23 protein-coding genes are annotated in these 24,277 nt (G+C 37.4%); 5 read left to right on the forward strand and 18 right to left on the reverse strand.

Translation table 11 applies throughout. The features are described from left to right. The first annotated feature begins 279 nt into the window (after positions 1–279). A complete protein-coding gene (locus tag LV704_RS15100; RefSeq protein WP_163423107.1) occupies positions 280–999 on the forward strand; it encodes an endonuclease/exonuclease/phosphatase family protein in 720 nt (239 codons plus the stop codon). Here LV704_RS15100 and LV704_RS15105 read toward each other — a convergent pair. The 11 genes from LV704_RS15105 to udk form a co-directional block, all read right to left on the reverse strand. After that, positions 991–1,299, reverse strand: a complete 309-nt coding sequence (locus tag LV704_RS15105) for a DUF6122 family protein (RefSeq protein WP_233782058.1) — start codon at positions 1,297–1,299, stop codon at positions 991–993. The two genes, LV704_RS15100 and LV704_RS15105, sit on opposite strands and share 9 nt — an antisense overlap. Next, positions 1,292–1,924 (reverse strand): WbqC family protein, encoded by a 633-nt coding sequence (locus LV704_RS15110; protein ID WP_163423108.1) that lies wholly within the window; start codon positions 1,922–1,924, stop codon positions 1,292–1,294. Before LV704_RS15110 ends, LV704_RS15105 begins: the two co-directional genes overlap by 8 nt. After that, on the reverse strand, positions 1,921–3,660 hold the full coding sequence (gene lepB, locus LV704_RS15115; RefSeq protein ID WP_163423109.1) for a signal peptidase I: 1,740 nt from the start codon (positions 3,658–3,660) through the stop codon (positions 1,921–1,923). Before lepB ends, LV704_RS15110 begins: the two co-directional genes overlap by 4 nt. Positions 3,661–3,708: 48 nt before the next feature. After that, positions 3,709–4,410, reverse strand: coding sequence for a 4-hydroxy-tetrahydrodipicolinate reductase (gene dapB / locus LV704_RS15120; RefSeq protein WP_163423110.1), 702 nt, complete (start codon positions 4,408–4,410; stop codon positions 3,709–3,711). A gap of 4 nt (positions 4,411–4,414) precedes the next feature. Continuing rightward, positions 4,415–5,056, reverse strand: coding sequence for a DUF5683 domain-containing protein (locus tag LV704_RS15125; protein WP_163423111.1), 642 nt, complete (start codon positions 5,054–5,056; stop codon positions 4,415–4,417). Continuing rightward, positions 5,049–5,960 carry a ParB/RepB/Spo0J family partition protein gene (locus tag LV704_RS15130; RefSeq protein ID WP_163423112.1) on the reverse strand — a complete coding sequence of 304 codons (912 nt, stop codon included), beginning with the start codon at positions 5,958–5,960 and terminating at the stop codon, positions 5,049–5,051. Before LV704_RS15130 ends, LV704_RS15125 begins: the two co-directional genes overlap by 8 nt. Continuing rightward, positions 5,961–6,734 (reverse strand): ParA family protein, encoded by a 774-nt coding sequence (locus LV704_RS15135; protein WP_163423113.1) that lies wholly within the window; start codon positions 6,732–6,734, stop codon positions 5,961–5,963. A gap of 135 nt (positions 6,735–6,869) precedes the next feature. Further along, positions 6,870–8,936: a methylmalonyl-CoA mutase gene (gene scpA, locus LV704_RS15140; RefSeq protein ID WP_163423114.1), complete on the reverse strand. Its 2,067-nt coding sequence runs from the start codon at positions 8,934–8,936 to the stop codon at positions 6,870–6,872. Beyond that, a complete protein-coding gene (locus LV704_RS15145; RefSeq protein ID WP_163423115.1) occupies positions 8,929–10,326 on the reverse strand; it encodes a methylmalonyl-CoA mutase subunit beta in 1,398 nt (465 codons plus the stop codon). Before LV704_RS15145 ends, scpA begins: the two co-directional genes overlap by 8 nt. Further along, positions 10,319–10,651, reverse strand: coding sequence for a septum formation initiator family protein (locus LV704_RS15150; protein WP_163423116.1), 333 nt, complete (start codon positions 10,649–10,651; stop codon positions 10,319–10,321). Before LV704_RS15150 ends, LV704_RS15145 begins: the two co-directional genes overlap by 8 nt. Positions 10,652–10,654: 3 nt before the next feature. Next, complete coding sequence (gene udk, locus LV704_RS15155) at positions 10,655–11,263, reverse strand: uridine kinase (RefSeq protein ID WP_163423117.1); 609 nt, start codon at positions 11,261–11,263, stop codon at positions 10,655–10,657. 193 nt (positions 11,264–11,456) lie between these two features. Between udk and LV704_RS15160 the strand changes: the two genes are divergently transcribed. From LV704_RS15160 to LV704_RS15175, 4 genes are all read left to right on the forward strand, one after another. Further along, entirely contained in the window at positions 11,457–11,942 is a 486-nt protein-coding gene (locus LV704_RS15160; protein ID WP_163423118.1) for an acetyl-CoA carboxylase biotin carboxyl carrier protein subunit, read from the forward strand. A gap of 6 nt (positions 11,943–11,948) precedes the next feature. Further along, positions 11,949–13,391 (forward strand): acetyl-CoA carboxylase biotin carboxylase subunit, encoded by a 1,443-nt coding sequence (accC, locus tag LV704_RS15165; RefSeq protein ID WP_163423119.1) that lies wholly within the window; start codon positions 11,949–11,951, stop codon positions 13,389–13,391. A gap of 5 nt (positions 13,392–13,396) precedes the next feature. Next, positions 13,397–14,938 carry an acyl-CoA carboxylase subunit beta gene (locus tag LV704_RS15170; RefSeq protein ID WP_163423120.1) on the forward strand — a complete coding sequence of 514 codons (1,542 nt, stop codon included), beginning with the start codon at positions 13,397–13,399 and terminating at the stop codon, positions 14,936–14,938. Positions 14,939–15,034: 96 nt separating this feature from the next. Further along, on the forward strand, positions 15,035–16,243 hold the full coding sequence (locus LV704_RS15175; protein ID WP_163423121.1) for a multidrug effflux MFS transporter: 1,209 nt from the start codon (positions 15,035–15,037) through the stop codon (positions 16,241–16,243). Here the strand turns inward: LV704_RS15175 and LV704_RS15180 are convergent. From LV704_RS15180 to LV704_RS15210, 7 genes are all read right to left on the reverse strand, one after another. Beyond that, entirely contained in the window at positions 16,240–17,322 is a 1,083-nt protein-coding gene (locus LV704_RS15180) for an anhydro-N-acetylmuramic acid kinase (RefSeq protein WP_163423122.1), read from the reverse strand. The genes LV704_RS15175 and LV704_RS15180 overlap by 4 nt on opposite strands. Beyond that, complete coding sequence (locus LV704_RS15185) at positions 17,322–17,987, reverse strand: bifunctional 2-polyprenyl-6-hydroxyphenol methylase/3-demethylubiquinol 3-O-methyltransferase UbiG (RefSeq protein ID WP_163423123.1); 666 nt, start codon at positions 17,985–17,987, stop codon at positions 17,322–17,324. The genes LV704_RS15180 and LV704_RS15185 overlap by 1 nt, the downstream gene beginning before the upstream one ends. Then, a complete protein-coding gene (locus tag LV704_RS15190; RefSeq protein ID WP_163423124.1) occupies positions 17,984–19,591 on the reverse strand; it encodes a glycoside hydrolase family 3 protein in 1,608 nt (535 codons plus the stop codon). The genes LV704_RS15185 and LV704_RS15190 overlap by 4 nt, the downstream gene beginning before the upstream one ends. Then, on the reverse strand, positions 19,584–20,864 hold the full coding sequence (locus tag LV704_RS15195) for an MFS transporter (protein ID WP_163423125.1): 1,281 nt from the start codon (positions 20,862–20,864) through the stop codon (positions 19,584–19,586). Before LV704_RS15195 ends, LV704_RS15190 begins: the two co-directional genes overlap by 8 nt. Beyond that, entirely contained in the window at positions 20,861–21,343 is a 483-nt protein-coding gene (locus LV704_RS15200; RefSeq protein WP_163423126.1) for a GNAT family N-acetyltransferase, read from the reverse strand. The genes LV704_RS15195 and LV704_RS15200 overlap by 4 nt, the downstream gene beginning before the upstream one ends. Positions 21,344–21,345: 2 nt before the next feature. After that, on the reverse strand, positions 21,346–22,800 hold the full coding sequence (locus LV704_RS15205) for a glycoside hydrolase family 10 protein (RefSeq protein WP_233782059.1): 1,455 nt from the start codon (positions 22,798–22,800) through the stop codon (positions 21,346–21,348). 157 nt (positions 22,801–22,957) lie between these two features. Next, entirely contained in the window at positions 22,958–24,268 is a 1,311-nt protein-coding gene (locus LV704_RS15210; protein WP_163423128.1) for a RagB/SusD family nutrient uptake outer membrane protein, read from the reverse strand. Positions 24,269–24,277: the final 9 nt, after the last annotated feature.

Below are 24,277 nucleotides of genomic sequence, written 5' to 3' on the forward strand. Positions count from 1 at the left end.
TTAATATTTGCGATGAATATACTAATGGCTGTTTTATTGCTTATTACATGTATTCTTTCCTTTTTGACAACTCATATTTTCTCTTTATTATCAGTTCTTAGTCTGATTGTTCCTTTTCTTTTTATTATAAATGGATTGTTTCTGGGGTACTGGCTTTTTAGAAAAAAAAGAAAATTCTTACTATCTCTAATAACACTATTCATTGGGTATTTGATTTTTGGATCATTTTATGGAATTAGTAACCATAATGAAGAATCATCAGCATCCGATTTGAAAATCATGACCTATAATACTTGGGGGTTTAACAAGAATGAATGGATAAAAGAACCAAATATTGGGGATAGAATAATTGAATTCATTAGAAAGGAAGACCCAGATATCGTCTGTATTCAAGAGCATAGTAGGATACGATACAAGCAATTATCTAAATATCCTTATAGAAGTGAGACCCCTTATTCCGTTCCTAGGAGTATACAAGCCATTTTTTCCAAGTACCCTATTATTGGTAATGGCTCGCTTGATTTACCTGAGACAAGCAATAATATAATCTACGCGGACATCCTGTTTAAAAAAGATACTCTTAGGGTTTATAACTTTCATTTACAATCATTTAATATAGTTCCCTCTTCAGAAACATTTTCCGAAGAAGAATCGGAAAAGAATTATAAAAGGCTGGTGAAGACTTTTAAAAAGCAATTAGAGCAAGCTAAAATTTTTAGTAAACATAAAAAAACAAGTCCATATAAAAATATAGTTTGTGGCGATATGAATAATACACAATTCTCTAATGTATATCGTGTATTGAGCAAGGATTTGCAAGATACTTTTTTGGAAAAAGGAAAAGGATTTGGCAGAACATATAGTCTGTTAGGGTTTCCTATTCGAATAGATTATATACTTGCAGATCCAGCTTTTGAAATAATCTCTCATCAGAACTACAAGGAGGAATTATCAGATCATTATCCGGTTATGGGTACTCTTCGCCTTAAATCAGATTAAGAAGCAATCCGTAATATCTGCAATAATATGGATAATAAGGGCCAAGCCTATTATTCGAGTTTGTTTGAAAAAAGGAAGAATACAATACAGTAAAATGGCCCAATAACTATGTAAGGGGTGAAAATTAATGCTGCAACGATTTAAATCAAATATTGGGTCTGCAAGAAAATGATCCAGGTCGATTACAATTCCTGCTAAAAGAACAAGTATCACCTTAATTTTATTGTCTTTGAAAAATAAAAAACCTATAAGAATAGGAACGATAAAATGAATTCCATAATGAATGATGAACCTAAGCATTTAAAAAATCTAAAGATTGATTTTTTAAATAGGTAAGTGCGTTGGTTCCTTCATTGAATAACAAATCCAAAACACTTAGATTGGCTATAAAACCATGCCTTTCCTCAAAAACTTGAGAATATTCATTTAGATTAATATTTAATTCTTTTTTAGACTCTGCCAAGAATCTCATATCAGTATTTTTAGAAGGCACAACCTCATAAGAAGTGGTCTTTTCTCTAGGATTCTTAACACCTAAACAGTCACTGATAGTCTCTATGGTTTTTAGATTGAAATCAAAAAGAGAACCTTTAGCCTCTTCGAATAAAGGTTTTAAATCATCTTCATAAAATTCAAAGAAAGGTGACGTTCTATAGGCAGTTTCCAAGGTCCTCCAATGTTGTTTTTGCCAATTGAAACTATTATCCATTTCAATCTCACTATATTTTTGATGGTTTTCTTTCCCTTTGATATGTTTTATGGGGATGTTAAGCATATGCTTTCCCTGATCTGTGCAGATATAGCAACGGTTCCTATAGGTCTGTTTCTGGAAATTATCACATGCTTCCCAAACAATGTCGTTTTGTACAATTACAGAATACGTAGCAATACTTGGAAAATATGTTGGATGAACTAATAAACTCAAGAATTCTTTTTTCTTCGTTTTCTAAAAAAGTCAAATGCAAACCATCCTGCAAGTACCATTAAAAAATATTTTAAATAGGATACAGGTTCTCCGCTACCGCCAACAGTGGTGAAAATACGATCCCAACGTGGACGCCATTTTATAAGTCCTTCTTTAAAGTTATCAAAGCTTAACCAAAGAAAAACTGGTTTGCCCACTATATGGTTGGCAGGGACATATCCCCAAGTTCTACTATCTTCAGAGTGGTCACGGTTATCTCCCATCATCCAATAATAATCTTGCTTAAAGGTATAAGAGTTTACTTCTTCTCCATTGATCAAAACTTTTTGTCCCGTAACTATCACATCATTATATTCATAATCACGAATAATCTTTTTGTATAAAGGAATGGTTTTGTAATTGATTTCTACAGTGGCTCCTTCCTCAGGAAGATAAATGGGTCCAAAGTTATCATTGTTCCATGGATAAAAGTTGGGTTTTTGAGGATAAGCACCTGCATATACTCCTTTACCTTCATTCGTTTTTATAACAGAATCTATCTCTTGATTCTTTTGCAATGCAATCACCATGTCATCCGTTAAATTAGCAATTCTTGACCTTGGTTTTTCTTCTGTTAAGGATAATCTCAATTGTCTTATTACTTCGGCAGGTATTCCTTTTTCCCGTGTTATTAGTTCAATTTTACCATCAGGTGTTTGGTTTGCACCAAGCACAAAAGGAGATAGCGCATTGTATTGATCTTGGTTTAGAGCTGCTGTAATATATTTCCTGAGATAATCTGAAGCATCAACCTCAGCAAGTAATCTACTGGATACTCCTTTTTGGGAATAAATGGTATAATCATACATTACTTTTGCCCTATCCGAAAGTTGTAATTTCTTTCCATTGATATGAACAAATCCATCTATGACCGCCAACGAGTCCCCTGGAGTTCCCACACATCTCTTAACATAATTAGATTTTTTGTCTATTGGTTTTTTTACAGCTTTTTCTGCCTTAAAAAATTGATAAAGGGTATCCGAAGGAAGGCTAAAAACAACTATATCATTTTTTTTGATAGTATTAAACCCCGGAAGGCGCATATATGGCAACTGCAATTTATTCTTCCATGACGTTTTATGGGTAGCAGGATCAACATCTGCCACATATGACCTTTTCTTTAGGCCTGGAATAGTATCATGAACCATTGGAAGTGCCAATGTTGTCATAGGTACCCGTGCTCCATAATGAAACTTGCTTACAAACAGAAAATCTCCAATCCTAAGGGTACGTTCCAATGAACCCGTGGGAATTACATAGGGTTGTATAAAATAAGTGTGAACAAATGTTGCTGCTACAATCGCAAAAACGATGGAACTTACCCATTCTCCAAGTCCAGTTCTGGGTTTTAAATCTCTGTCTTCAATATATTTTACATCTTCTGCATAGTTTACAAAATAGATGTAAAATCCAAGGGTAAGAATAACCAACCATGTGTCCTGTAATTTGGATTTTCCAAAACTTCTAATGGTTTCTACCCAAACGACAGGGAACATCAATAAATTGATAATAGGAATAAATAAAAGTAAAACCCACCACCATGGTCTGTTTATAATTTTCATTAAAACAATACCATTGTAAATCGGGATTGCTGCTTCCCATGCTTTTCTACCAGCTTTTACATAGAGTTTCCAAGTACCTAAAAAATGAATGACTTGTACAATCAAAATAAAAATGATCCACTGTGTACCGTTCATAAAGAAATTTGTTTGTAAGACTACAAGTCTAGATTTTTGTTACTTTTTTTAGTTAAGATTTAACACATCTTTCATAGAGAAGATCCCGGTTTTGCCCTGAATCCACTCAGCTGCTATGACCGCTCCTAAAGCGAAACCCTCACGATTATGGGCAGTGTGCTTAATTTCAATATTATCTACCATACTTTCGTATGAAATAGAATGGGTTCCGGGAACAGATCCTTCACGTTTAGAGGTGATTGTAATTTTCTTTTCTCCAGATGTATCCAATTCCCATCCAATATACTTAGTGTTTTCTATGATTCCATCTGCCAAAGTAATTGCTGTGCCGCTTGGTGCGTCCAATTTTTGAGTATGATGAATTTCTTCCATTTGAACCTTATACTGATTTAGATTGGACATCATTTTGGCCAAATACGAATTCAATTCAAAAAACACATTGACCCCTAAACTAAAATTAGAGGCATATATGAATGCTCCATTGACCTCATTGCAGATACCCACTGCTTTATCATAATCTGATAACCATCCGGTAGTACCTGAAATAACAGGGATGTTGTTTTTAAAACAAGAGGTTATGTTATTAAATGCCGCGTCCGGAGTACTAAAATCAATAGCTACATCAATGTTTTTGTAATCTACTTTCTCCGTATCTACATCTACCTTTGCAACTATGAAATGTCCTCTATCTTGAGCAATTTGCTCAATCATTTGCCCCATTTTCCCGTATCCAAACAATCCAATATTCATATAATTAAAATTTTACCACCAGAGCCATTCCATAGTTTGGCTTATTGGTCAATGGATTAAGGTCTAAGTAAGGTTGAAAATCAAACGATAAATCATCATCCACATTATATTGTTTAAGATGTGCATCCACATTTGCGTCTATTATATTTAAGGCATAGAGCGCTATTGTGACCAATAATGACAAATCCCTATCACGTTGAGTACTTTCTTGTGCATCTTGCAAGGCATCATCAGAGATGTCAGGGCCGCTTCCGTCACCATTAATATCGTAAAATTCATCATCGGTAAAACCTGCCCGTCTTCTTTTAAAAGCATCTCTTGCTCGGTTGTATTCAGTATTATTGAAGGAATACACATAAATTCCCGTCCCAATGGCACCCCAAACTATAGGGGCTTTCCAATACCGTTTGTTGTAAATTTGACCTAATCCAGGGAATATAGCGGAGTAAAAAGCGGCTTTACTGGGTGCAAGCGGGTTTATCCTTTTCTTTTCATAAGTGACTTCTTGAATGGTAATACCTTTACCTTCTAAATCTTGAGCCAATGAATCAATTTCTTTGGGATGCGGTTCCACTTCATCTTCTTGAGAAAAGGAAAACTGCACAAAAAGCAATGAAAAGAATAGTAAAAAAAAACTTTTACTCACCTGTCAATAGTTTTCTTAAACGCTGAAATTCTTCTTTGGAATGAAAAGGAATCACAATTTTCCCTTTTCCATTTTGCGATGTAGTAATATCAACTTTGGTGGAAAGGTGTTGTTTTAACACATCCATACCTTTGCTAACAAAATTTGGTATTTCTTTGGAACTTGACTTTTTCGCTTCTGAAGAATTTCCTTTTTTTGATTCCTTATAAACTTTTACCAATCGCTCTGTTTCCCTAACGGAAAGGCCATCAGAAACCACTTTTTCGTAGATATTGATTTGGTCTTTTTTCTTTTCAATATTTATAAGAGCTCGGCCATGCCCCATGCTTACAAAACCATCTCTCATTCCTGTTTGAATGATAGGGTGGAGTTTAAGTAAACGCAAATAATTGGTAATGGTAGAACGCTTTTTACCCACACGATCGCTTAACTTTTCTTGGGTAACCTCAATCTCATCTATGAGTCGCTGATATGAAAGTGCAATTTCGATAGGATCTAGGTCTTGGCGTTGGATATTCTCCACCAAAGCCATTTCCAATGATTCTTGGTCATTTGCTATACGAATGTAAGAAGGGATAGTTTTTAACCCTACTAGCTTAGAAGCACGAAACCTTCTTTCACCAGAGACCAGCTGGAATTTGTTGAAATCGAGCTTTCTTACCGTTATGGGTTGAATAATTCCAAGTTCCCTGATTGAACTTGCAAGTTCTTTAAGTGTTTCATCGTTAAAATTGGAACGTGGTTGAAAAGGATTCACCTCGATAGAATCAATCTCCAGTTCAACTACATTGCCAATGACCTTATCCGCATTTTTATCCGAAACTGATTGAATATCATTCTCGGGATCTTTTAACAGCGCGGAGAGGCCTCTTCCTAAAGCCTGTTTTTTAGTTGCCTTCGCCATTTAAACTTTCTCCTTGTTTTTCTTCAATACTTCGTTGGCCAAGTTTAGATAATTTGTGGCACCCTTACTGCTGGCATCGTATTTAATAATACTTTCTCCATAACTTGGCGCTTCACTTAACCTAACGTTCCTTTGGATTATGGTGTCAAATACCATGTCTGCAAAGTGTTTTTTAACTTCTTCCACAACCTGGTTAGAGAGTCGTAACCTTGAATCATACATGGTCAACAACATGCCTTCAATATCCAAATCGTTATTATGTATTTTCTGTACGCTCTTTATCGTGTTCAACAGTTTTCCTAGGCCTTCTAAAGCAAAATATTCGCACTGTATTGGAATCATAACTGAATCCGCCGCAGTAAGAGCATTCAAAGTCAATAAGCCTAAAGAAGGGGCACAATCAATCAAGATGAAATCATACCTGTCTCCCAAACCTTTAAGGGCTTCTTTCAACATGTACTCCCTGTTGTCCTTATCAACCAATTCTATTTCAATTGCCACAAGGTCAATATGAGCTGGAATAAGATCCACATTTGGAGAATCTGTTGGTATAATTACATCATCTACCGTCTTGGTATGCTCCAGCAACTGGTAAGTGCCTTTTTCAATACTGTCCACATCAATGCCCAAACCTGATGTTGCATTGGCCTGGGGGTCTGCATCTATTAGCAGTACTTTTTTTTCCAATACACCAAGCGAGGCAGCTAGGTTAACCGTAGTGGTTGTTTTACCTACTCCACCCTTCTGATTTGCAATAGCAATAATCTTGCCCATTTCATAGTAAGTTAGAGGCTAAAAATACGATTATTTGGGATGCCAAAAAATGTATTTTGTTAACACTAGGTGAATAACCTTAACATTACTCGTTAAAGAAAGTTAAACTTTTAGTTATTAGGTTATTAAGGAGGGTCAGTCCATCAAAATCTTTAAGATTTCAATAGCTGCGCTACTAATTTTTGTTCCTGGCCCAAAAACTGCAACTGCACCATGTTTTAGTAGGTGTTGGTAATCTTGTTTAGGAATGACACCGCCAACAATGACCATAATGTCTTCTCTTCCATAGTTTTTCAATTCTTGAATTACCTCAGGAACCAAAGTTTTATGCCCTCCCGCCAGAGAGGAGATACCTAATACATGAACATCATTTTCAACAGCTTGTTTTGCCACCTCCGCAGGGGTCTGAAAAAGTGGGCCGATATCCACATCAAAACCAAGATCTGCATAACCTGTAGCCACTACCTTAGCTCCGCGGTCATGTCCATCTTGCCCCATCTTTGCTATCATGATCCTAGGCCTTCTGCCTTCTTCCAAAGCAAAGTCATCCGCCATGTTTTTGGCTTTTTCAAAACTTGCATCGTTTTTAATTTCTTTGGAATACACTCCTGTAAATGATTGGATTTTTGCTCTATAACGCCCAAAAGCCTCTTCCATCGCATCACTAATTTCTCCTAAAGTGGCACGCGCTTTTGCTGCTTCTACGGCTAAAGCTAACAAATTTTCTCGCTCAGCGTTGTTTTCCATGACCTTCTTGGATGCTATTGTAATCTGACTCAAAGCTTTTTGGACCGTATCTTCATTACGGGTAGATTTAATCTGTTGCAGTTGCGCTATCTGCTGTTTACGGACCTTATCATTATCAACTTCTAAAATTTGAAGGTCATCTTCGTCTTCCAAGCGATATTTGTTTACACCTACAATGGTATCTTGACCGCTATCAATCCGGGCTTGTTTTTTGGCTGCGGCTTCTTCAATGCGCATTTTGGGAATACCAGCTTCAATGGCTTTGGTCATTCCTCCAAGCTCTTCCACTTCTTTGATGAGTTCCCAAGCTTCTTGCGTAATTTGATTTGTTAACGCTTCGACCATATGGCTGCCGGCCCAAGGGTCTACGGTTTTTGTGATATGTGTTTCTTGTTGTAAGTAAATTTGAGTGTTACGCGCAATTCGAGCTGAAAAATCTGTAGGTAACGCTATGGCTTCATCCAAGGCATTGGTATGTAAGCTTTGTGTTCCCCCAAAGGCTGCCGCCATAGCTTCAATTGTAGTTCTGGCAACATTGTTAAAGGGGTCTTGTTCTGTTAAACTCCACCCACTGGTCTGGCTATGGGTGCGGAGCATCAATGATTTTTCATTTTTGGGATTGAATTTCTTCACCAACTTGGCCCAAAGCATTCTACCAGCCCTCATTTTGGCAATTTCTGTAAAGTGATTCATGCCAATTCCCCAGAAAAAAGAAAGACGGGGTGCAAAATCATCTATTTGTAGTCCGGCTTTTATACCAGTCCGAATATATTCAATACCATCTGAAAGTGTGTACGCTAATTCCAGTGCAGCTGGAGCACCTGCCTCGTGCATGTGATATCCAGAAATACTGATGCTATTAAATTTTGGCATGTTTTTGCTGGTAAACTCAAAAATATCAGCTACCAATTGCATTGAAGGGGCCGGCGGATAGATATAGGTATTCCGCACCATAAATTCCTTAAGAATGTCATTTTGGATGGTGCCTGAAAGCTGTTCCATAGAAACACCTTGTTCTTCGGCAGCAGCAATGTAAAATGCCATGATAGGGAGAACGGCCCCATTCATGGTCATTGAAACGGACATTTTATCTAAGGGAATCCCATCGAAAAGAACCTTCATGTCTTCCACAGAATCTATGGCGACTCCGGCTTTTCCAACATCACCAACTACACGTTCATTATCGCTATCGTAACCTCTGTGGGTAGGAAGGTCAAACGCAACTGACAGCCCTTTTTGCCCTGCTTCTAAATTTCTTCTGTAAAAGGCATTACTTTCTTCTGCTGTTGAAAACCCGGCATATTGCCGTATTGTCCATGGTCTACGGACATACATGGTAGAGTAGGGGCCGCGTAAAAAAGGGGAGATGCCCGCAGCAAAATTCTTTGAGGTCTCGACTGCGCTCGACCTGACACCTGATGATAATGTTAGATTCTGAAGATTCTTTCTACTCATCGCCAAGTCTTTTTTGTTCCAATGTTTCTGCCAATCGCTTTTCAATAATGGGCTCTATGATTGTTTTTCTGGGTTGGATTTTCACAAAAGGATAGAGCTCTAAATCATCCTTCATTTGGTCTTGTTGGTTTTGATATTTATTCGTTCCGACCAATGTTATTTCTTTTGTATTAAAAAGTTGCTGTTCTTTTTCAGAATTCTCCTTTATTTTTCTTTGTATGGTTCCTTTTTTCAATTCACTTAAAAACCCACCAGAATTTTCAATTTGTTTGAAAAGTTCCAATGCTCTTTCAGCAAGCTGTTGTGTTAAATGTTCAATGTAATATGTGCCCTCAGCAGCTTTTGATATTTGATTGAAATAGCTTTCTTCTTTAAGCAGTAATAATTGATTTCTAGCGATGCGTTCGCCGAACTCATTGTCTTTATGATAAATGGCGTCATACGGTAAATTCGTAACCGTATCGGCTCCTCCTAGTATTGCAGACATGCATTCTGATGTTGTACGTAACATGTTGACGTTATAGTCGTACAAAGTTTTGTTTCGTTTGGAAGGAATTGCCATAATATGGCAATCAGTTTCAATTCCATACTCGGTCCTCAGGCTTTGCCACAACCATCGTAACGCTCGCAGTTTAGCTATTTCAAAGAAATAATTTCCACCAACTGAAACTTTGAAAGTTATTGGGAAAGACTTCTCGACCGCGCTCGAAGTGACTGAGGAAAAATGATTTAAGTACTCGTTGGCATGTGCTAAACCATAGGCCAATTGTTGCACCATGCTGGAGCCAGCGTTTTGATAAATTGAAGTATCAATGCTAATTGCGGTAATTCCTTTTTTACTAGAGGTTTGATTATAGATTTCTCCCAATAACGAATGATCTTTTTCTAGGTTATGAAACCAATTTCCGTCCTTGATCAGGTTAGCGATCAAATCAATATTGAGGTTAATTTCTGATTTTTTTCCAGTAGTGAATTCCAATAGTTTTTTAATGGGCTCAACAGCCAAAAACTGAAAGTTAAAGTGGATTGGGGTATGTTCCAAGTCAATTCCTGAAAGTAATTCTTGAAAATTTATATTCTCATTTGGTATGGTGAACAGTATACTTTCCGTCCCTCTTTTTAGGCAATCTATAGCCTTGGCATTTGCTTTTTTAGAATCACCGACAAAAATAGTCTGCGCAATTTTCCAATTATGGTCTTTTGGAAGGTTAAAGGTTTTTGCATTTTGTAAATCTTCAGCATGGTAAAATGGTTTTACTTTAATGCCCTCCAAGGATTCCCAAAGTAAAGTTTCGTTATAATCCGCTCCCTTTAAATCGAATTGGATTTTCTGTTTCCATTGTTTTGCGGAAACTTCAGGAAATTCATCAAACAAACCTTGATTACTCATTCTTTTTTGTCTTTAAACTATCCTCATATTCTATCAAGAAAATCTCCTCATTTTCTTTCTTCATGTAAAACTTTTCACGAGCAAATTTTTCCAGCTCACTTTTGTCAGAAAGTTTTTCAAGAATCTCTTTATCCTTGTTTATTTCACCTTTTAAAAATTCTTTCTGTTTTTCCAGTTTTTTAACTTCATTCCGTAGCTCTAAATGTATCATCAAAGAATTGGTGTCAAAAAAAACCATCCAAATCAGAAAAATGGTCAAAACCAAGATGTACATGTTGGTCATGACTTTAAACCATTTTTTATTTTTTAATTCTTTGAACCTCATAACTTAACCTAGTCTATCATTTATTATGGTCCTCACCATATCTACGGCCACAGTGTTGTAATGGTTATTTGGGATAATGATGTCCGCAAATTCCTTAGAGGGTTCTATAAATTGCTGATGCATGGGTTTTACTGCTGTTTGATATCTGGTCAGCGCTTTTTCAAGGTCGTGTCCTCGTTCTTTTATATCGCGCTGCAATCTTCTAATCAAGCGTTCATCCGAATCTGCATGAACATAGATTTTTATATCGAACATATTGCGTAGTTGCGGATTGCTCAAAACAAGGATGCCTTCAACGATCATAACTTTTCTTGGCGGTGTCAATATAGTTTCATCTAAACGCGTCTCTTCAACAAAAGAGTATATAGGTTTATTTATTGATTTCCCTTGCCTTAATTGATCAAGGTGAGAAATCAATAAATCAAAATCTATGGAATTTGGGTGGTCAAAATTAACTTTTCCACGTTCCTCTTTGGTCAAGTGTGAAAGGTCATTGTAATAGGAGTCTTGCGAAATGACTCCCACTTCATTCTCTGGCAACTCATCCACTATTTGATTAACCACAGTAGTTTTTCCACACCCTGTACCACCGGCAATTCCTAAAATCAGCATAATGATAATTTAAATCTCAAAAGTAAGCATTTGATAAGATTTACAATCTGTGAATATTCTTGCATAGTTAATGCGTATTTATAAAAAAATGAATGATGATTATCATAAACCTTGAAAGTTTCTAGGACTAGTTTTGTATAGGATTAATGCTTTAATCTTATATTTATCTAGATAACCTGTAACAACAATTTTTATGGAAAATTCCTATGTTATAAAGGTCAATGAAAACTTTGATTTTCAACTTTCCAAAGACGATATTTCCCCTTTAGATATTTTAAAGACAAGCAGTGACACGCTGCACCTACTAAAAAATGGAGTTTCTTACCATATTCAGATAGTAAAAACTGATTTTAACAATAGATTTTATACGATCAATGTAAATGGTAATGAGTACCAAATCTCAATAGATACCCCTTTGGAAGTACTCATTAAAAAAATGGGCTTTGCTATTAACGGTGCTAAAAATATAGATTCCATAGCAGCTCCAATGCCTGGGTTGATTTTAGATATTTTGGTTAAAGAGGGGGAAGAGGTGAAAGAAGATGATCAATTGTTGATTTTGGAAGCTATGAAGATGGAAAATATTATTACCTCCCCCAGAAACGGCATTATTAAAAAGATTTCTATAAAAAAGGGAGAGGCGGTAGAAAAGAAACAATTACTGATTGAATTTGAATAATCAATTATGAAAAAAATACTGGTTGCAAATCGCGGAGAAATTGCCCTGAGGGTAATGAGAACCGCAAAGAAAATGGGTATAAGTACCGTAGCTGTATTTTCCGAAGCAGATAGAAATGCTCCACATGTTCGATTTGCGGACGAAGCGGTCTGTATTGGTGAACCGCCATCTAACAAGTCATATTTGTTGGGAGACAAAATTATTAAGGTCGCATTAAAACTAAATGTTGATGGAATCCATCCCGGATACGGTTTTTTAAGTGAAAATGCCGATTTTGCTGAAGCTGTTGAAAAGAATGGACTCACCTTTATTGGGCCAAAATCTAAAGCAATACGGGTAATGGGCAGTAAACTTGCAGCCAAAGAAGCCGTAAAGGCCTATGATATTCCAATGGTGCCCGGTATTGATGAGGCGATAACAGAGGTTGCGAAAGCCCATGAAATTGCAAATGAGATTGGATATCCAGTTTTAATAAAGGCTTCTGCTGGTGGAGGTGGAAAGGGTATGCGAATTGTTGAAAAGGAAGCGGATTTGGAATCTCAAATGGAACGGGCCATTAGCGAAGCTACTTCTGCTTTTGGTGATGGTTCTGTTTTTGTGGAAAAATACGTGACTTCGCCCAGGCATATTGAAATTCAGGTAATGGCGGATACCCATGGCAATGTGCTGCACTTTTTTGAACGGGAATGTAGTATCCAAAGGCGACATCAAAAGGTAGTGGAAGAGGCCCCATCTTCTATTTTAACACCTGAACTAAGAAACGCAATGGGAGTAGCGGCAACTAAGGTCGCTGAAGCTTGTGATTATGTGGGAGCAGGTACCGTGGAGTTTTTAATGGATGCTGATCTAAATTTCTACTTTTTAGAAATGAACACAAGACTGCAGGTAGAACACCCGGTTACCGAGTTGATTTCTGGAGTTGATTTGGTGGAGCTGCAGATAAAGGTTGCGAGGGGAGAAGAACTACCATTAAAGCAAGAAGATTTAAAGATACAGGGTCATGCTATGGAGTTACGGGTTTATGCAGAAGATCCTCTTAACGATTTCTTGCCCAGTGTTGGTAATTTGGAAGTTTATAAGTTGCCAGTAGGAGAGGGGATTCGAGTTGATAATGGGTTTGAAGAAGGAATGGATATTCCAATTTATTATGACCCCATGCTTTCAAAATTGATTACTTATGGTGAAACTAGGGAAGAGGCGATTGAATTAATACTTGATGCTATTCAGGATTATAAAATCAAAGGGGTACAGACCACATTACCTTTTGGCACTTTTGTTTTCAAACACGATGCGTTTAGGTCGGGAAATTTTGATACACATTTCGTAAAAGATTACTATTCTCCAGAAACCCTCAAACAACAAAATACAGATGAGGCGGAAATAGCAGCTATGATTGCATTGCACCAATACCTTGAAGACCAAAAAATACTAAAATTACCATCAAACTAATTCGTATGGATTCCAAAATAAAAATTTTAAAGGATAAAGTAGCTGAAGCTCATCTAGGTGGAGGTGAAAAACGAATTGAAAAACAACATCAAAAGAAAAAACTGACTGCGAGGGAGCGAGTCCAATATTTGTTGGACGAAGGCTCTTTTGAAGAAATGGGGGTTTTGGTTACCCATCGTACCACAGATTTTGGTATGGAAAAGGAAATCTATTACGGAGATGGTGTGGTAACGGGTTATGGGACCATTAATGGACGATTGGTCTATGTCTATGCCCAGGACTTTACCGTTTTTGGAGGCGCTTTATCTGAAACCCATGCCGAGAAAATATGTAAAGTGATGGATCTGGCCATGAAAGTGGGGGCGCCAATCATTGGATTGAACGATTCTGGGGGTGCCCGAATTCAAGAGGGAGTTAGATCTCTTGGCGGGTATGCTGATATCTTTTACAGAAATGTGCAGGCATCAGGGGTAATCCCACAGATATCTGCAGTAATGGGGCCTTGCGCTGGTGGGGCGGTGTATTCACCGGCAATGACAGATTTTATTGTGATGGTAGAAGAAACCAGTTATATGTTTGTTACCGGACCCAATGTGGTAAAAACGGTTACAAATGAGGAAGTGACATCGGAAGAGTTGGGAGGTGCCAGTGCACATGCTGTAAAATCCGGTGTGGCCCACAAAACTTCTTCTAATGATGCTATATGCTTGGATGATATAAGAAACTTGTTGGACTATTTACCACAGAACAACACCGAGTTACCAAAATTGAAGCCATATGCTTTAGGAGATGAGATACGGGAGGAACTCTCGAGTATAGTACCTGATAACCCTAACAAGCCCTATGATATGCATGGTGTGATCAAGGGGATTATAGACAGCGATACCTTTTATGAAATTCATAAGGATTATGCCGAAAATATAATAGTTGGTTTTGCACGATTAGGAGGTAGAAGTATCGGTGTCATAGCGAACCAACCCATGTTTTTGGCAGGGGTGTTGGGAGTGCAAAGTTCAAGAAAGGCTGCGCGTTTTACACGTTTTTGCGATGCCTTTAATATTCCTTTGTTGGTTTTGGTTGATGTTCCGGGATTCTTACCTGGTACTGATCAAGAATGGAACGGTATTATAATGCATGGTGCTAAACTTTTGTATGCCCTGAGTGAAGCAACAGTGCCAAGAGTCACTGTCATAACTAGAAAAGCATATGGAGGTGCTTATGATGTAATGAATTCTAAACACATTGGAGCAGATTTCAATTTTGCATGGCCCAATGCAGAGATAGCTGTGATGGGAGCGAAAGGTGCTAGTGAGATTATTTTTAGACGAGAAATTGCGGCAGCAAAAAATCCAGCAGAGAAATTAGCAGAAAAAGAAGCTGAATACGCTGAAAAATTTGCAAACCCATATAGAGCGGCACAAAGAGGGTTCATAGATGAGGTAATCCTTCCTAAAAACACCAGACGGAAACTGTTGAAGGCTTTTGCTATGCTAGAGAAAAAGGAAGTGCAGACTCCAAAGAAAAAGCACGGGAATATTCCGCTTTGATTTACTAGAGTTTCTTGGTGAAGTAATTGTAGAAATATAATACAAATATCTTCTAAAAAGCTTCACCACTAATCTGGGTATGCCTAGTTTTGCACAATGCAAAAAGAAACCCAGAAACCTAATTTTGAGTTTATAGCATTGATGGCTGCATTGATGTCAATCGTAGCACTGGCAATTGATGCTATTTTACCTGCGCTATCAAATATTGGAGTGGCCATAAATAGTCTGGACCCCATAGATCATCAATTGTTGATCACCATGATTTTTTTGGGACTTGGAGTAGGGCAACTGTTCTTTGGGCCATTGTCTGATAGTTATGGCAGAAAGCCAATGGTTTATTTAGGTTTCACCTTATTTGTAATAGCCAGTATCATCTGTTTATTTGCCCCTTCATTAGAAATAATGGTTTTGGGGAGAATTTTACAAGGAATTGGTCTTTCAGGCCCAAGAACGCTCGCCATATCGATTATTAGAGATACCTACAAAGGGGATTATATGGCGAAAGTAATGTCCTTTGTGGTTGCTTTTTTCATTTTAATACCAGTTGTTGCCCCGGCTATAGGTAAAGTCATTCTCGACAATTTTGGATGGAAAGCAATTTTTTACATTCAATTGATTTTTGGACTTATTGTCTGTTTTTGGTTTTGGAAAAGACAAGCAGAAACACTTCGCCCCGAATATAAAATTCCAATTTCCAGTAGTGTGTTCATTGATGGTGCAAGGGAGTTTTTAAAGTATAGGGAGACTATTGTTTATACTTTAATGTCAGGTATGGTTACAGGAGCTTTTTTGGTATATTTAAGTGCGGCACAGCATGTTTTTGAAAATCAATATGGATTGAAAGAAGCGTTTCCGTATATTTTTGCCGGGTTGGCAATCTCCATAGGGCTTTCCACATTATTAAACGGTACGTTGGTAATGAAATTTGGCATGAGGAAGCTATCACGGTTAGCACTTATTGCTTTTTGCGCTATAGCAATTTTGTATTCCCTTCTATTCTGGAATTCACCAAACCCCAGTATTTTTGTTTTGGTCGGTTTTCTTTCGGCACAGTTCTTTTGCTTAGGTTTTATGTGGGGAAATTACCGTTCCATAGCTATGGAACCAATAGGTCATATTGCTGGCATCGGTGCAGCTATTAATGGTTTTGTTTCAACCTTGTTAGCCATACCCATTGCAACATTTATAGGAGATTTTGTTGAAGATAGTGTCTGGCCGCTCTTTGCTGGCTTGGCTGTCTGTGGGCTATTTTCATTGCTTACTTTATTGATGGCTAAAAAGCCAAAAAAAGTTGCGGCAGCCTAGTTGTCTTTTGGGAAAAAGACCTCACCACTGCATGAATCTTCTCTTGCACCTGTTACCGAGCTCAATACGTTGACTTTATCCTCTAAACGAAGTACTCCCATTAAAGCAAAAACTAGTGCTTCCTTGAATGAAATAAGTGTTTTAGAAAGGATAATGATATCTATTGATGCTCCAAGCTTTTCTTTCAACGTGTCGATAAAAAAATGATTTAAAGCCCCACCTCCTGCAACGAATAATTTACTACGCGGTTTTGTGGCATGTTTATGGACTTCTATAGCAATTTGTTCGCAATTATGATGAATAAATGTATGGAGTAAATTAATGTGGGAAGCACCCGAATCTTCAATCAATGGAACAATTTGTTCCGTAAACAGCTCGTAACCTGTAGATTTGGGATAAGGCAACTTATAATATTCTAATTGATTAAGCTTTCTAGCTAGTGGTTTATCTACCCTTCCGCTTCTGGCCAATTTGCCTCCTTCATCATAAGCCAACCCCATTTTTTGGGTAACATAATTCAAAGGCATGTTGGCCATACCGATATCATATGCGATGCTTTCTCCATTTTTATCAAAAGAAATGTTGCTTATTCCTCCCAAATTCAGACAAAAATCATAATCATGAAATAACAATCTATCACCAATAGGGACCAAAGGAGCACCTTGTCCACCCAAAGAAACATCCTTGCTCCTAAAATCGCATACGACTTGTTTTTCACTAGTATCTGCCAATAACTGCCCATCTCCCAATTGAAAAGTAAAACCATCTTCTGGTCTGTGGTGCGATGTATGTCCGTGGCTTGCAATAAAATCCACCTGTAAATCGTATTCTTCTATAAAGCTTTTAGCCTGTTCTCCTAGCCACACACCATAGTCCTTATGTAATTGACTGTGGTCTTCTTCTGATAAATGAATTGCATTTTTAAGGTATTCCCGCATTTTTTCGGTATACTGGATATCCATGGTATTTTCTATGGAAAACTCCCAATTACCATTGCTTTTCCAAAGATGGCAATAGGCTAGATCCAACCCATCTAGTGAAGTACCGGACATTAGCCCTAGAACCTTATACTTTTTCATTATAGTTTTTTGATTTTAATGATTAATGAAATAGGCCTTTCATCGTCATTCAATACCTCTTGAAAATCTACTTTTACCTCTTGAAGAGTTCCAAGTGTTTCCATCCAATTTTCAAAAGTTCTTGCATACCATGAATGACCATCTTCAAACTTACCTGGTAAGCCCTTCCAAGCGTCGGATAGCCATTGACTCTTATATGGAAGTCCACTTTGTATTAGAAAAAATGGATGCAAGGTTTGAATTATGATGTATCCGTTATTGGAAACGGACTTTAATGTGTTTTCCAGAAGTTTTTGTAGACCTTCTTCCAAATACAGACAAAAGTTAAAAACAGCCGCATCAAAAGGAGCATATGGTATAGGGTTACCTTCTATTATATCCTCAAAAGTGAGTACATGATAATCTTGTGTGCCTTTTTTTTTGGCTTCTATGATTAGGTCCTCTATCGCATCGAACCCAACGGCCTGAAATCCCATTTCGCTTATTTCACGCGTGAGCCATCCTTCACCGCATCCAATGTCTGCAAATTTCTTACAATCCAGACTAGCTGCAGTTTCCAAAATTGCCTTATTGGTGAATTTTCTAGATGGAATTTGATTTTCCTGAATTACCTTAATCCATTCGGAAGCATTCTTTTCCCAAGATGAAATAATATCAGTTTTCATACTTGAAATGTTTTAAGTGTTATGGGGAGTTTTCCTTTGGCCTTTGTTTGACCAATAAAATGATGAAAGGCAACTTCTTGGAATTCTGCAAAATCTTGATAAACTACCACTATATTAGAATTGGATTTCAACTTTAGAATATCTAGTACGTAGGGATTTCCAAACAGATAGATCAAAACATTTTTTTGGGATATTAAAGATTGGATGAACTCCAATACTCCTTCATCAATTCCAAACTTGTTTTTTGGTTTTATAGATGGCGGAAAGAGCGCTAATACAACGTTTTTATGCTCAGATACTTTGTCTCCAATTAGTTCTATTGTGGACATCTCTAATTGATGATGTTTTTGTCCACCATTCTTTTCAATTTTTGAGGAAAAACTGTTTTTTGTCAGATTATTTAATGAAAGATTGATGAAATCATTTGATTTAATTTCTTTAATATCACCTGGGCTTCCATAGAGTTCAGTAATGCTATGTTGTGCAATTTTTCTATTTAATTCTGATGGCGATTGTGGATTGGGATTCTCGTTCTTATGATTATCTGAAAAAGCCTGCTCCTTTAACCTCCAAACTCTTTTAAAACTTTCTTCAATTCTTTTTTCTGAAGCACCTGCCATTATTTCTTCAATACCCTCTTTTGAATATTCTGAGAAGCACATCATGTCCATACCCGCGGTAAAAGCATTGGCTTCAAGCATTCCTTTTTGAGAATATTTTTTAGAAACGGCGTGCATGTTTAAGGCATCAGAAATAATAACACTCTCAAAACCCATATCTGTTCGCAACAAATCTGTTATAATTTTTGATGAGGTAGTGGATGGGTTTCCAGAATCCAGTTCTGGAATGGATAAATGACCAACCATCACAGCATCGACCCCTTTTTCTATAAGCTTTTGATAGGGATAGAGCTCATTTTTCTTTAACTCTTGTTTTGATTTATTGATTATAGGTAATCCCAAGTGAGAATCTGTGGCAGTATCTCCGTGTCCAGGAAAATGTTTAAGCGCCCCTAATGTCCCAATGCTTTCCATACCTTTTATATAGGCTTCTGCCTTTGTGAGGACCAAGTTTTTATCATCACCAAAAGAGCGGTAGCCAATTACTGGATTTTCAGGATTATTGTTGATGTCCACCACGGGAGCCAAATTCCAATGAACACCTGCTTCCTTGCAATCAGTTGCTATTTGCTTTCCAACCTCAAAAACTAAACTGTGGTTTCCTTGAATAGCTCCTAGGGTAATGGCATAGGGGTATTGGGCAGTTTTTTCTATGCGCATGGCCAAGCCCCATTCTGCATCAATTGCTATAAGCAAAGGGAAGTTTGCAGCTTTTTGATACCTAGAAATAAGTTGTCTTAACCTTGCATAGCTATCATCATTATAAACTACCTTCTTTTTTCCTTCGAAATTGGTTGCGGCACTTGCCCGACTATGAAAAAAACAAATAGCACCTATGTTATTGGTGCTAATCAAATCTTCAATTTGTAGAACTTCTTCTTCAGAATCATTGATGAATGCAGCCGGCATGAACAGTTGACCAACCTTTTGTTTTAAGGTGAGTTTTTTTGTTGCACTAGAATAGGGGAGTAGGCTGTTATGCATCGTTTACATTAGTTTTTTTACCATAGTCCTCTGGGTATTTCAAATACCTAAGTACTAGAAACGCTGGTAATGCTGCAACAACCACCCAAAGAAAGAATCCATCATATCCAAGCCATTCTTGAATATAACCACTCAGCATCCCCGGAATCATCATTCCCAGAGCCATAAATCCTGTGGCTATGGCGTAGTGCGAGGTTTTAGAGATTCCTTCGGCAACATAGATTAGATAAATAAGAAAGGCGGCAAATCCAAATCCATAGCCAAACTGTTCAACAACTACGGTGCCTACAACAGCAAACAAACTTGTAGTTTGCGTAAAGGCAAGAATGGCATAGAGTGCATTGGGTAGGTTTAATGCTAACAGCATTGGAAACATCCATTTTTTTAACCCATCTCGTGAAATTAGAATACCGCCCACAATTCCGCCTATGGAAAGCATTATAACGCCCACAGTGCCGTAAATGGTACCTACAGCTTCGGTAGAATATTCCAAACCACCTAATTCTAAGGTGTCCAGTAGAAACGGTGAGGCCATTTTAACCAATTGGGATTCGCCTAATCGGTAAGTAAGTATAAATAATATGGCCACCCATATTTGGTTCTTTTTAAAAAAACTGGAAAAGACCTCTAAAAAACCAGCTGGTTTTTCTGTTGTTTTATTTTGTGATGCTTCAAATTTTGGGGCAACCAAAAAGTTGGAAATAGTCAAAACCATCATTAAAATTGCGGCACAGATCATCGTTATTGACCAAGCCTTTGCATTGTCACCATATTCATGCTCAAGAAAACCAGCAAATATGACCAGTAAACCTTGTCCTGTTACCATGGCCAGACGATAAAATGTGCTTCGTAATCCTATAAAAAATGATTGTTTCTTTTGAGTTAAACCAATCATATAGTAACCATCTGAAGCAATATCATTAGTTGCAGATGCAAAAGCAGCCATCCAAAAGAATGCAAGCGTTATAATAAAGAAGGAATTGGAGGGAAGAAATAGACCAATTCCCAAAAAGGACAAAGCAACGATAAATTGCATACCCAGAAACCATTTTCTTTTGGTTCCATTTAGGTCTACCAATGGGCTCCATAGCGGTTTTATTACCCAAGGTAAGTACAGCCAACTGGTATACAACCCTATTTCGGCATTACCAATTCCTAAACGCTTGTACATAATAACAGAAACAGTAACCACTAAAATATAGGGAATGCCTTGTGTAAAATAAAGCAATGGTATCCATGCCCATGCGCCTTTGTCTTTTTCTACAGTGCTCATTTAGGATGTTTTAGTAGATTTTGATAGATACTTTTTTCAGATTCTTCAATGACCTTTGCTCCTACTACTTTTTCATAATATTCAGCGGGACCAACCCCACCTATAATAGCATAGGCGTATCCAAGCTCTTTTAATGCATTAAGTGATTTTATCAAAAGTATTTTTCCAATTTTTTTTCCTCTTTCTGATTCTAAAACTCCCGTAGGTCCAAAAAAGTTCTTTGATGTGCTTTCAAAACAAGCAAACCCTAAAATGGATTGTTCTCGTTGTGCTATATAACAATTAACGGGAAGTGACGCGAAAGCAACACTGACTTCATCTCCCCAGTTTACACTGAAATTAGATGTGACCCAATTGGTTACGATACTCATTTCGGGTGCAATAGGTCTTTTGATTATGATATTTTCAGTTTCCCAAAGATACTTTTCATCCTTGGTGGAATCGGGTAAATCAAGAAGTCTTACAAGCATGTCCTGCATAATCAATTTGATTCTGGTTTTAATACCTGTACTTCGCTTTCATTTCCGAAGGCATCAATAATAGTAATTCCAATTCCCTTTTTTAATTGCTTTTTTGTCAATTGGAGTTGGTTACAGATAGTATTTTGGCTTACGGAAAGATAACTCTTTCTAATGAGCAGTTTTTGGTTTGGTGTTTTATTGTTCAATGCGTAATAATTCAAAAATCTTGGAATACTATCCGAATGTGAAATGCAAGTGTTCAGGTTGTTGCTTACTATCTGGATCGATTCAACTTTTGGAACGGACACCTTCCTTTTTGTTTTTGTAATTCCACTTGGGTTTTGGGAAGGAAATCTATAGAACTTTTTCTTTAAGATTTTGGTGACATTATCATGTTTGCCCAAAAGTGATTTTGCACTGAAGAAAACATTGCCCGATATTTCTTTTTGAGATCTGGCCAACGAAAGCTGTTTAGGGATTTCTTTTTTCTTGTTCCAGGCCTTGTCCTTGTTGTTCTTGATTTTGTAAGTCCCGTTGCCTATGTATAAATTGGTGTTTTCGGTGGTAGTAGCCCACCATTTGGTAATAACTTGATGAGAGGCAAGAGGATAATCCATACTCCAATATACTTGGGGGACTAAATAATCTAACCAACCTTTTTGAATCCAAAGTAACGGATCCGCATAAAGGTCCTCATAGGTTGTTTGCCCTGCTTTTGTATCAGAACCATTTGCATCGGTACTCTTGTTTTTCCATACTCCAAAGGGACTAATGCCAAATTGAACCCACGGTTTAGATTTTTTAATGACTTTATGTATATTTTTCACCAAAGAATCCACATTACTTCGTCGCCAATCTTCTATGTTTTGATTCTGTAAACCGCAGGTTTGAAAAGCGATACTGTCTTTAAATACTTCATCTTTGATTTTGTATGGGTAAAAATAATCATCAAAATGAATGGCGTCCACATTGTAGTTTGCAACCACTTCCTCAATGACATTGGTCAGTTTTTGTTGCACTTCTGGTAACCCGGGATTATAGTAGTATTTTTTGCCATATTTGAGCATCCAATCCGGATGTTTGTAGAAATCGTGTTTTTCAGACAGTGCTATTGTATCCAAATCAAAAGTGGCGCGATATGGATTGAGCCATGCATGAAATTCCATTCCACGCTTATGGGTCTCTGTTATCATCCATTCTAAAGGACTGTTGAAATCTTCTTTTGGTGCCTCTCCTTCTTTCCCAGTCAAGTATTTAGACCACGGAGCTTGCTCTGTCTTGTAAAATGCATCGCCCGCTGTTCGTATCTGTACTATAGCCGCATTAAAATTAAGTTCTTGGTAGAAATCTAGAATTTCTATAAAATCTCTTTTCTGTTTTTCTGAATTGTCATTTGCATTTTTAGGCCAGTCAATGTTTGCCACTGTTGCAATCCAAACTCCTCTAAACTCTTTTTGCGGTTGAATTTTGGTCATTCTTGAAACCGAGCAGGAAAGACAAAGTAAAAGTGGAATTATGTAGATAATCCTTGACATAAAACTTAAATAAAAAAGGCCTACTTATGGACTAAATGTAGGCCTTTTCGCTTGATAAAATTGAAAACTAAAACTAACAACTCAAACTAAAACTATTTTATATTGATGGATCTGCAGGGGTATTTGGATTATTATCTCTTTCTGTATCTGGATAAGGATAGAAATTCCTGTTCCGTTCTGCATTTGCATCATTTGGACCTGGTCTATTAAATCTTCTACTATCTTCCAAAGACATACCGCTCATAAATAATTCAATACGTCTGTTTCTATAGATCTCTTCTAAAACTGCTTCTTGGGTTGCCGCACCTGAATATTCAGGTAAATTGGCTCCCAATCCAAATGCATCTCCTGCTGCAGTTTTGGTAAGCACTTCATTCAATACTGTTATGGCTTGAGGTACTTGATCCTGTCTTGCCAAAGCTTCAGCTTCAATGAGTAACATTTCTCCTGGCAAGTATACTGGGATGTCATCTAGATTATCATCAAAAAAACCAACAGAGAAAAACGCATCTTCATTTGTTGAAGGATCATTGGCTATTGTAACGTAAAAATCTAAACGCCCATCCGTTGGATCCGGCAACAATGTATCTGGTAATCCAAATTCATCGTTCTTGGCTTCAACAACATTGTTGGTGCCATATGTTTCCGAAATTGGGTTGGGCACTGCAGCATCATAGGACCAAGTAGATTGAACCGATAAATTCACAGCATTGGCAGCTGTAACAGCAGCGGGATAGTTACCAGCCATAAGGTTATATCTAGCCAATAGTGCTTGAATGGAATTTTCTAAGTCCACAGACTGGAAAACACTTGATGATACTGAAGAAGAGATACCGCTTTGTGCATACCCTAAAGCTGTTGTTAAATCACTGATTGCATCGGCTAAAACCTCTGCTCGTGAATTAAATTGCGCTTCCTGCTCCGTAATCAAAGGTACTTGTTCAAAAAACTGGATGAGCGTGCCATTGGCCAATGCTTCATAGAATAGGGCATAAGCTTTTAAACTATTGGCTTCAGCTTCATCTGCGGCGGCAGTATCTGCATTTTCGAACACGGTCAAAGATTCTCTACGAACCAGCATGAGCTCGCCCCACAGACTTCTTAGGATACCGTTGTTAATAGAAATTTCATTACCTCCATTGATTAGTTCAGCTTCTGCTAAGTTTCCAGGATTAATCAGTCTCAATTCATCCGCGGTTAAGCCAGATGCAGTAACTGTGGTATAAATTGCCCCTGCACGATCAGTACTGTAACGTTGCTGAACTCCATTAATTAATTTGATAAGGTTTTCAACACTTCCTTCAACTTCTGGGTCGGAAATGTTTATTGGGTCGATGAACTCTTTGTCACAAGATACAATGACAAAGAATACGGTAATAGCTATAAATATTTTATTGATATTTTTCATTGTCTTCTT

This window comes from Flagellimonas sp. CMM7 (assembly GCF_021390195.1).
In the GTDB taxonomy this organism is placed as follows: domain Bacteria; phylum Bacteroidota; class Bacteroidia; order Flavobacteriales; family Flavobacteriaceae; genus Flagellimonas.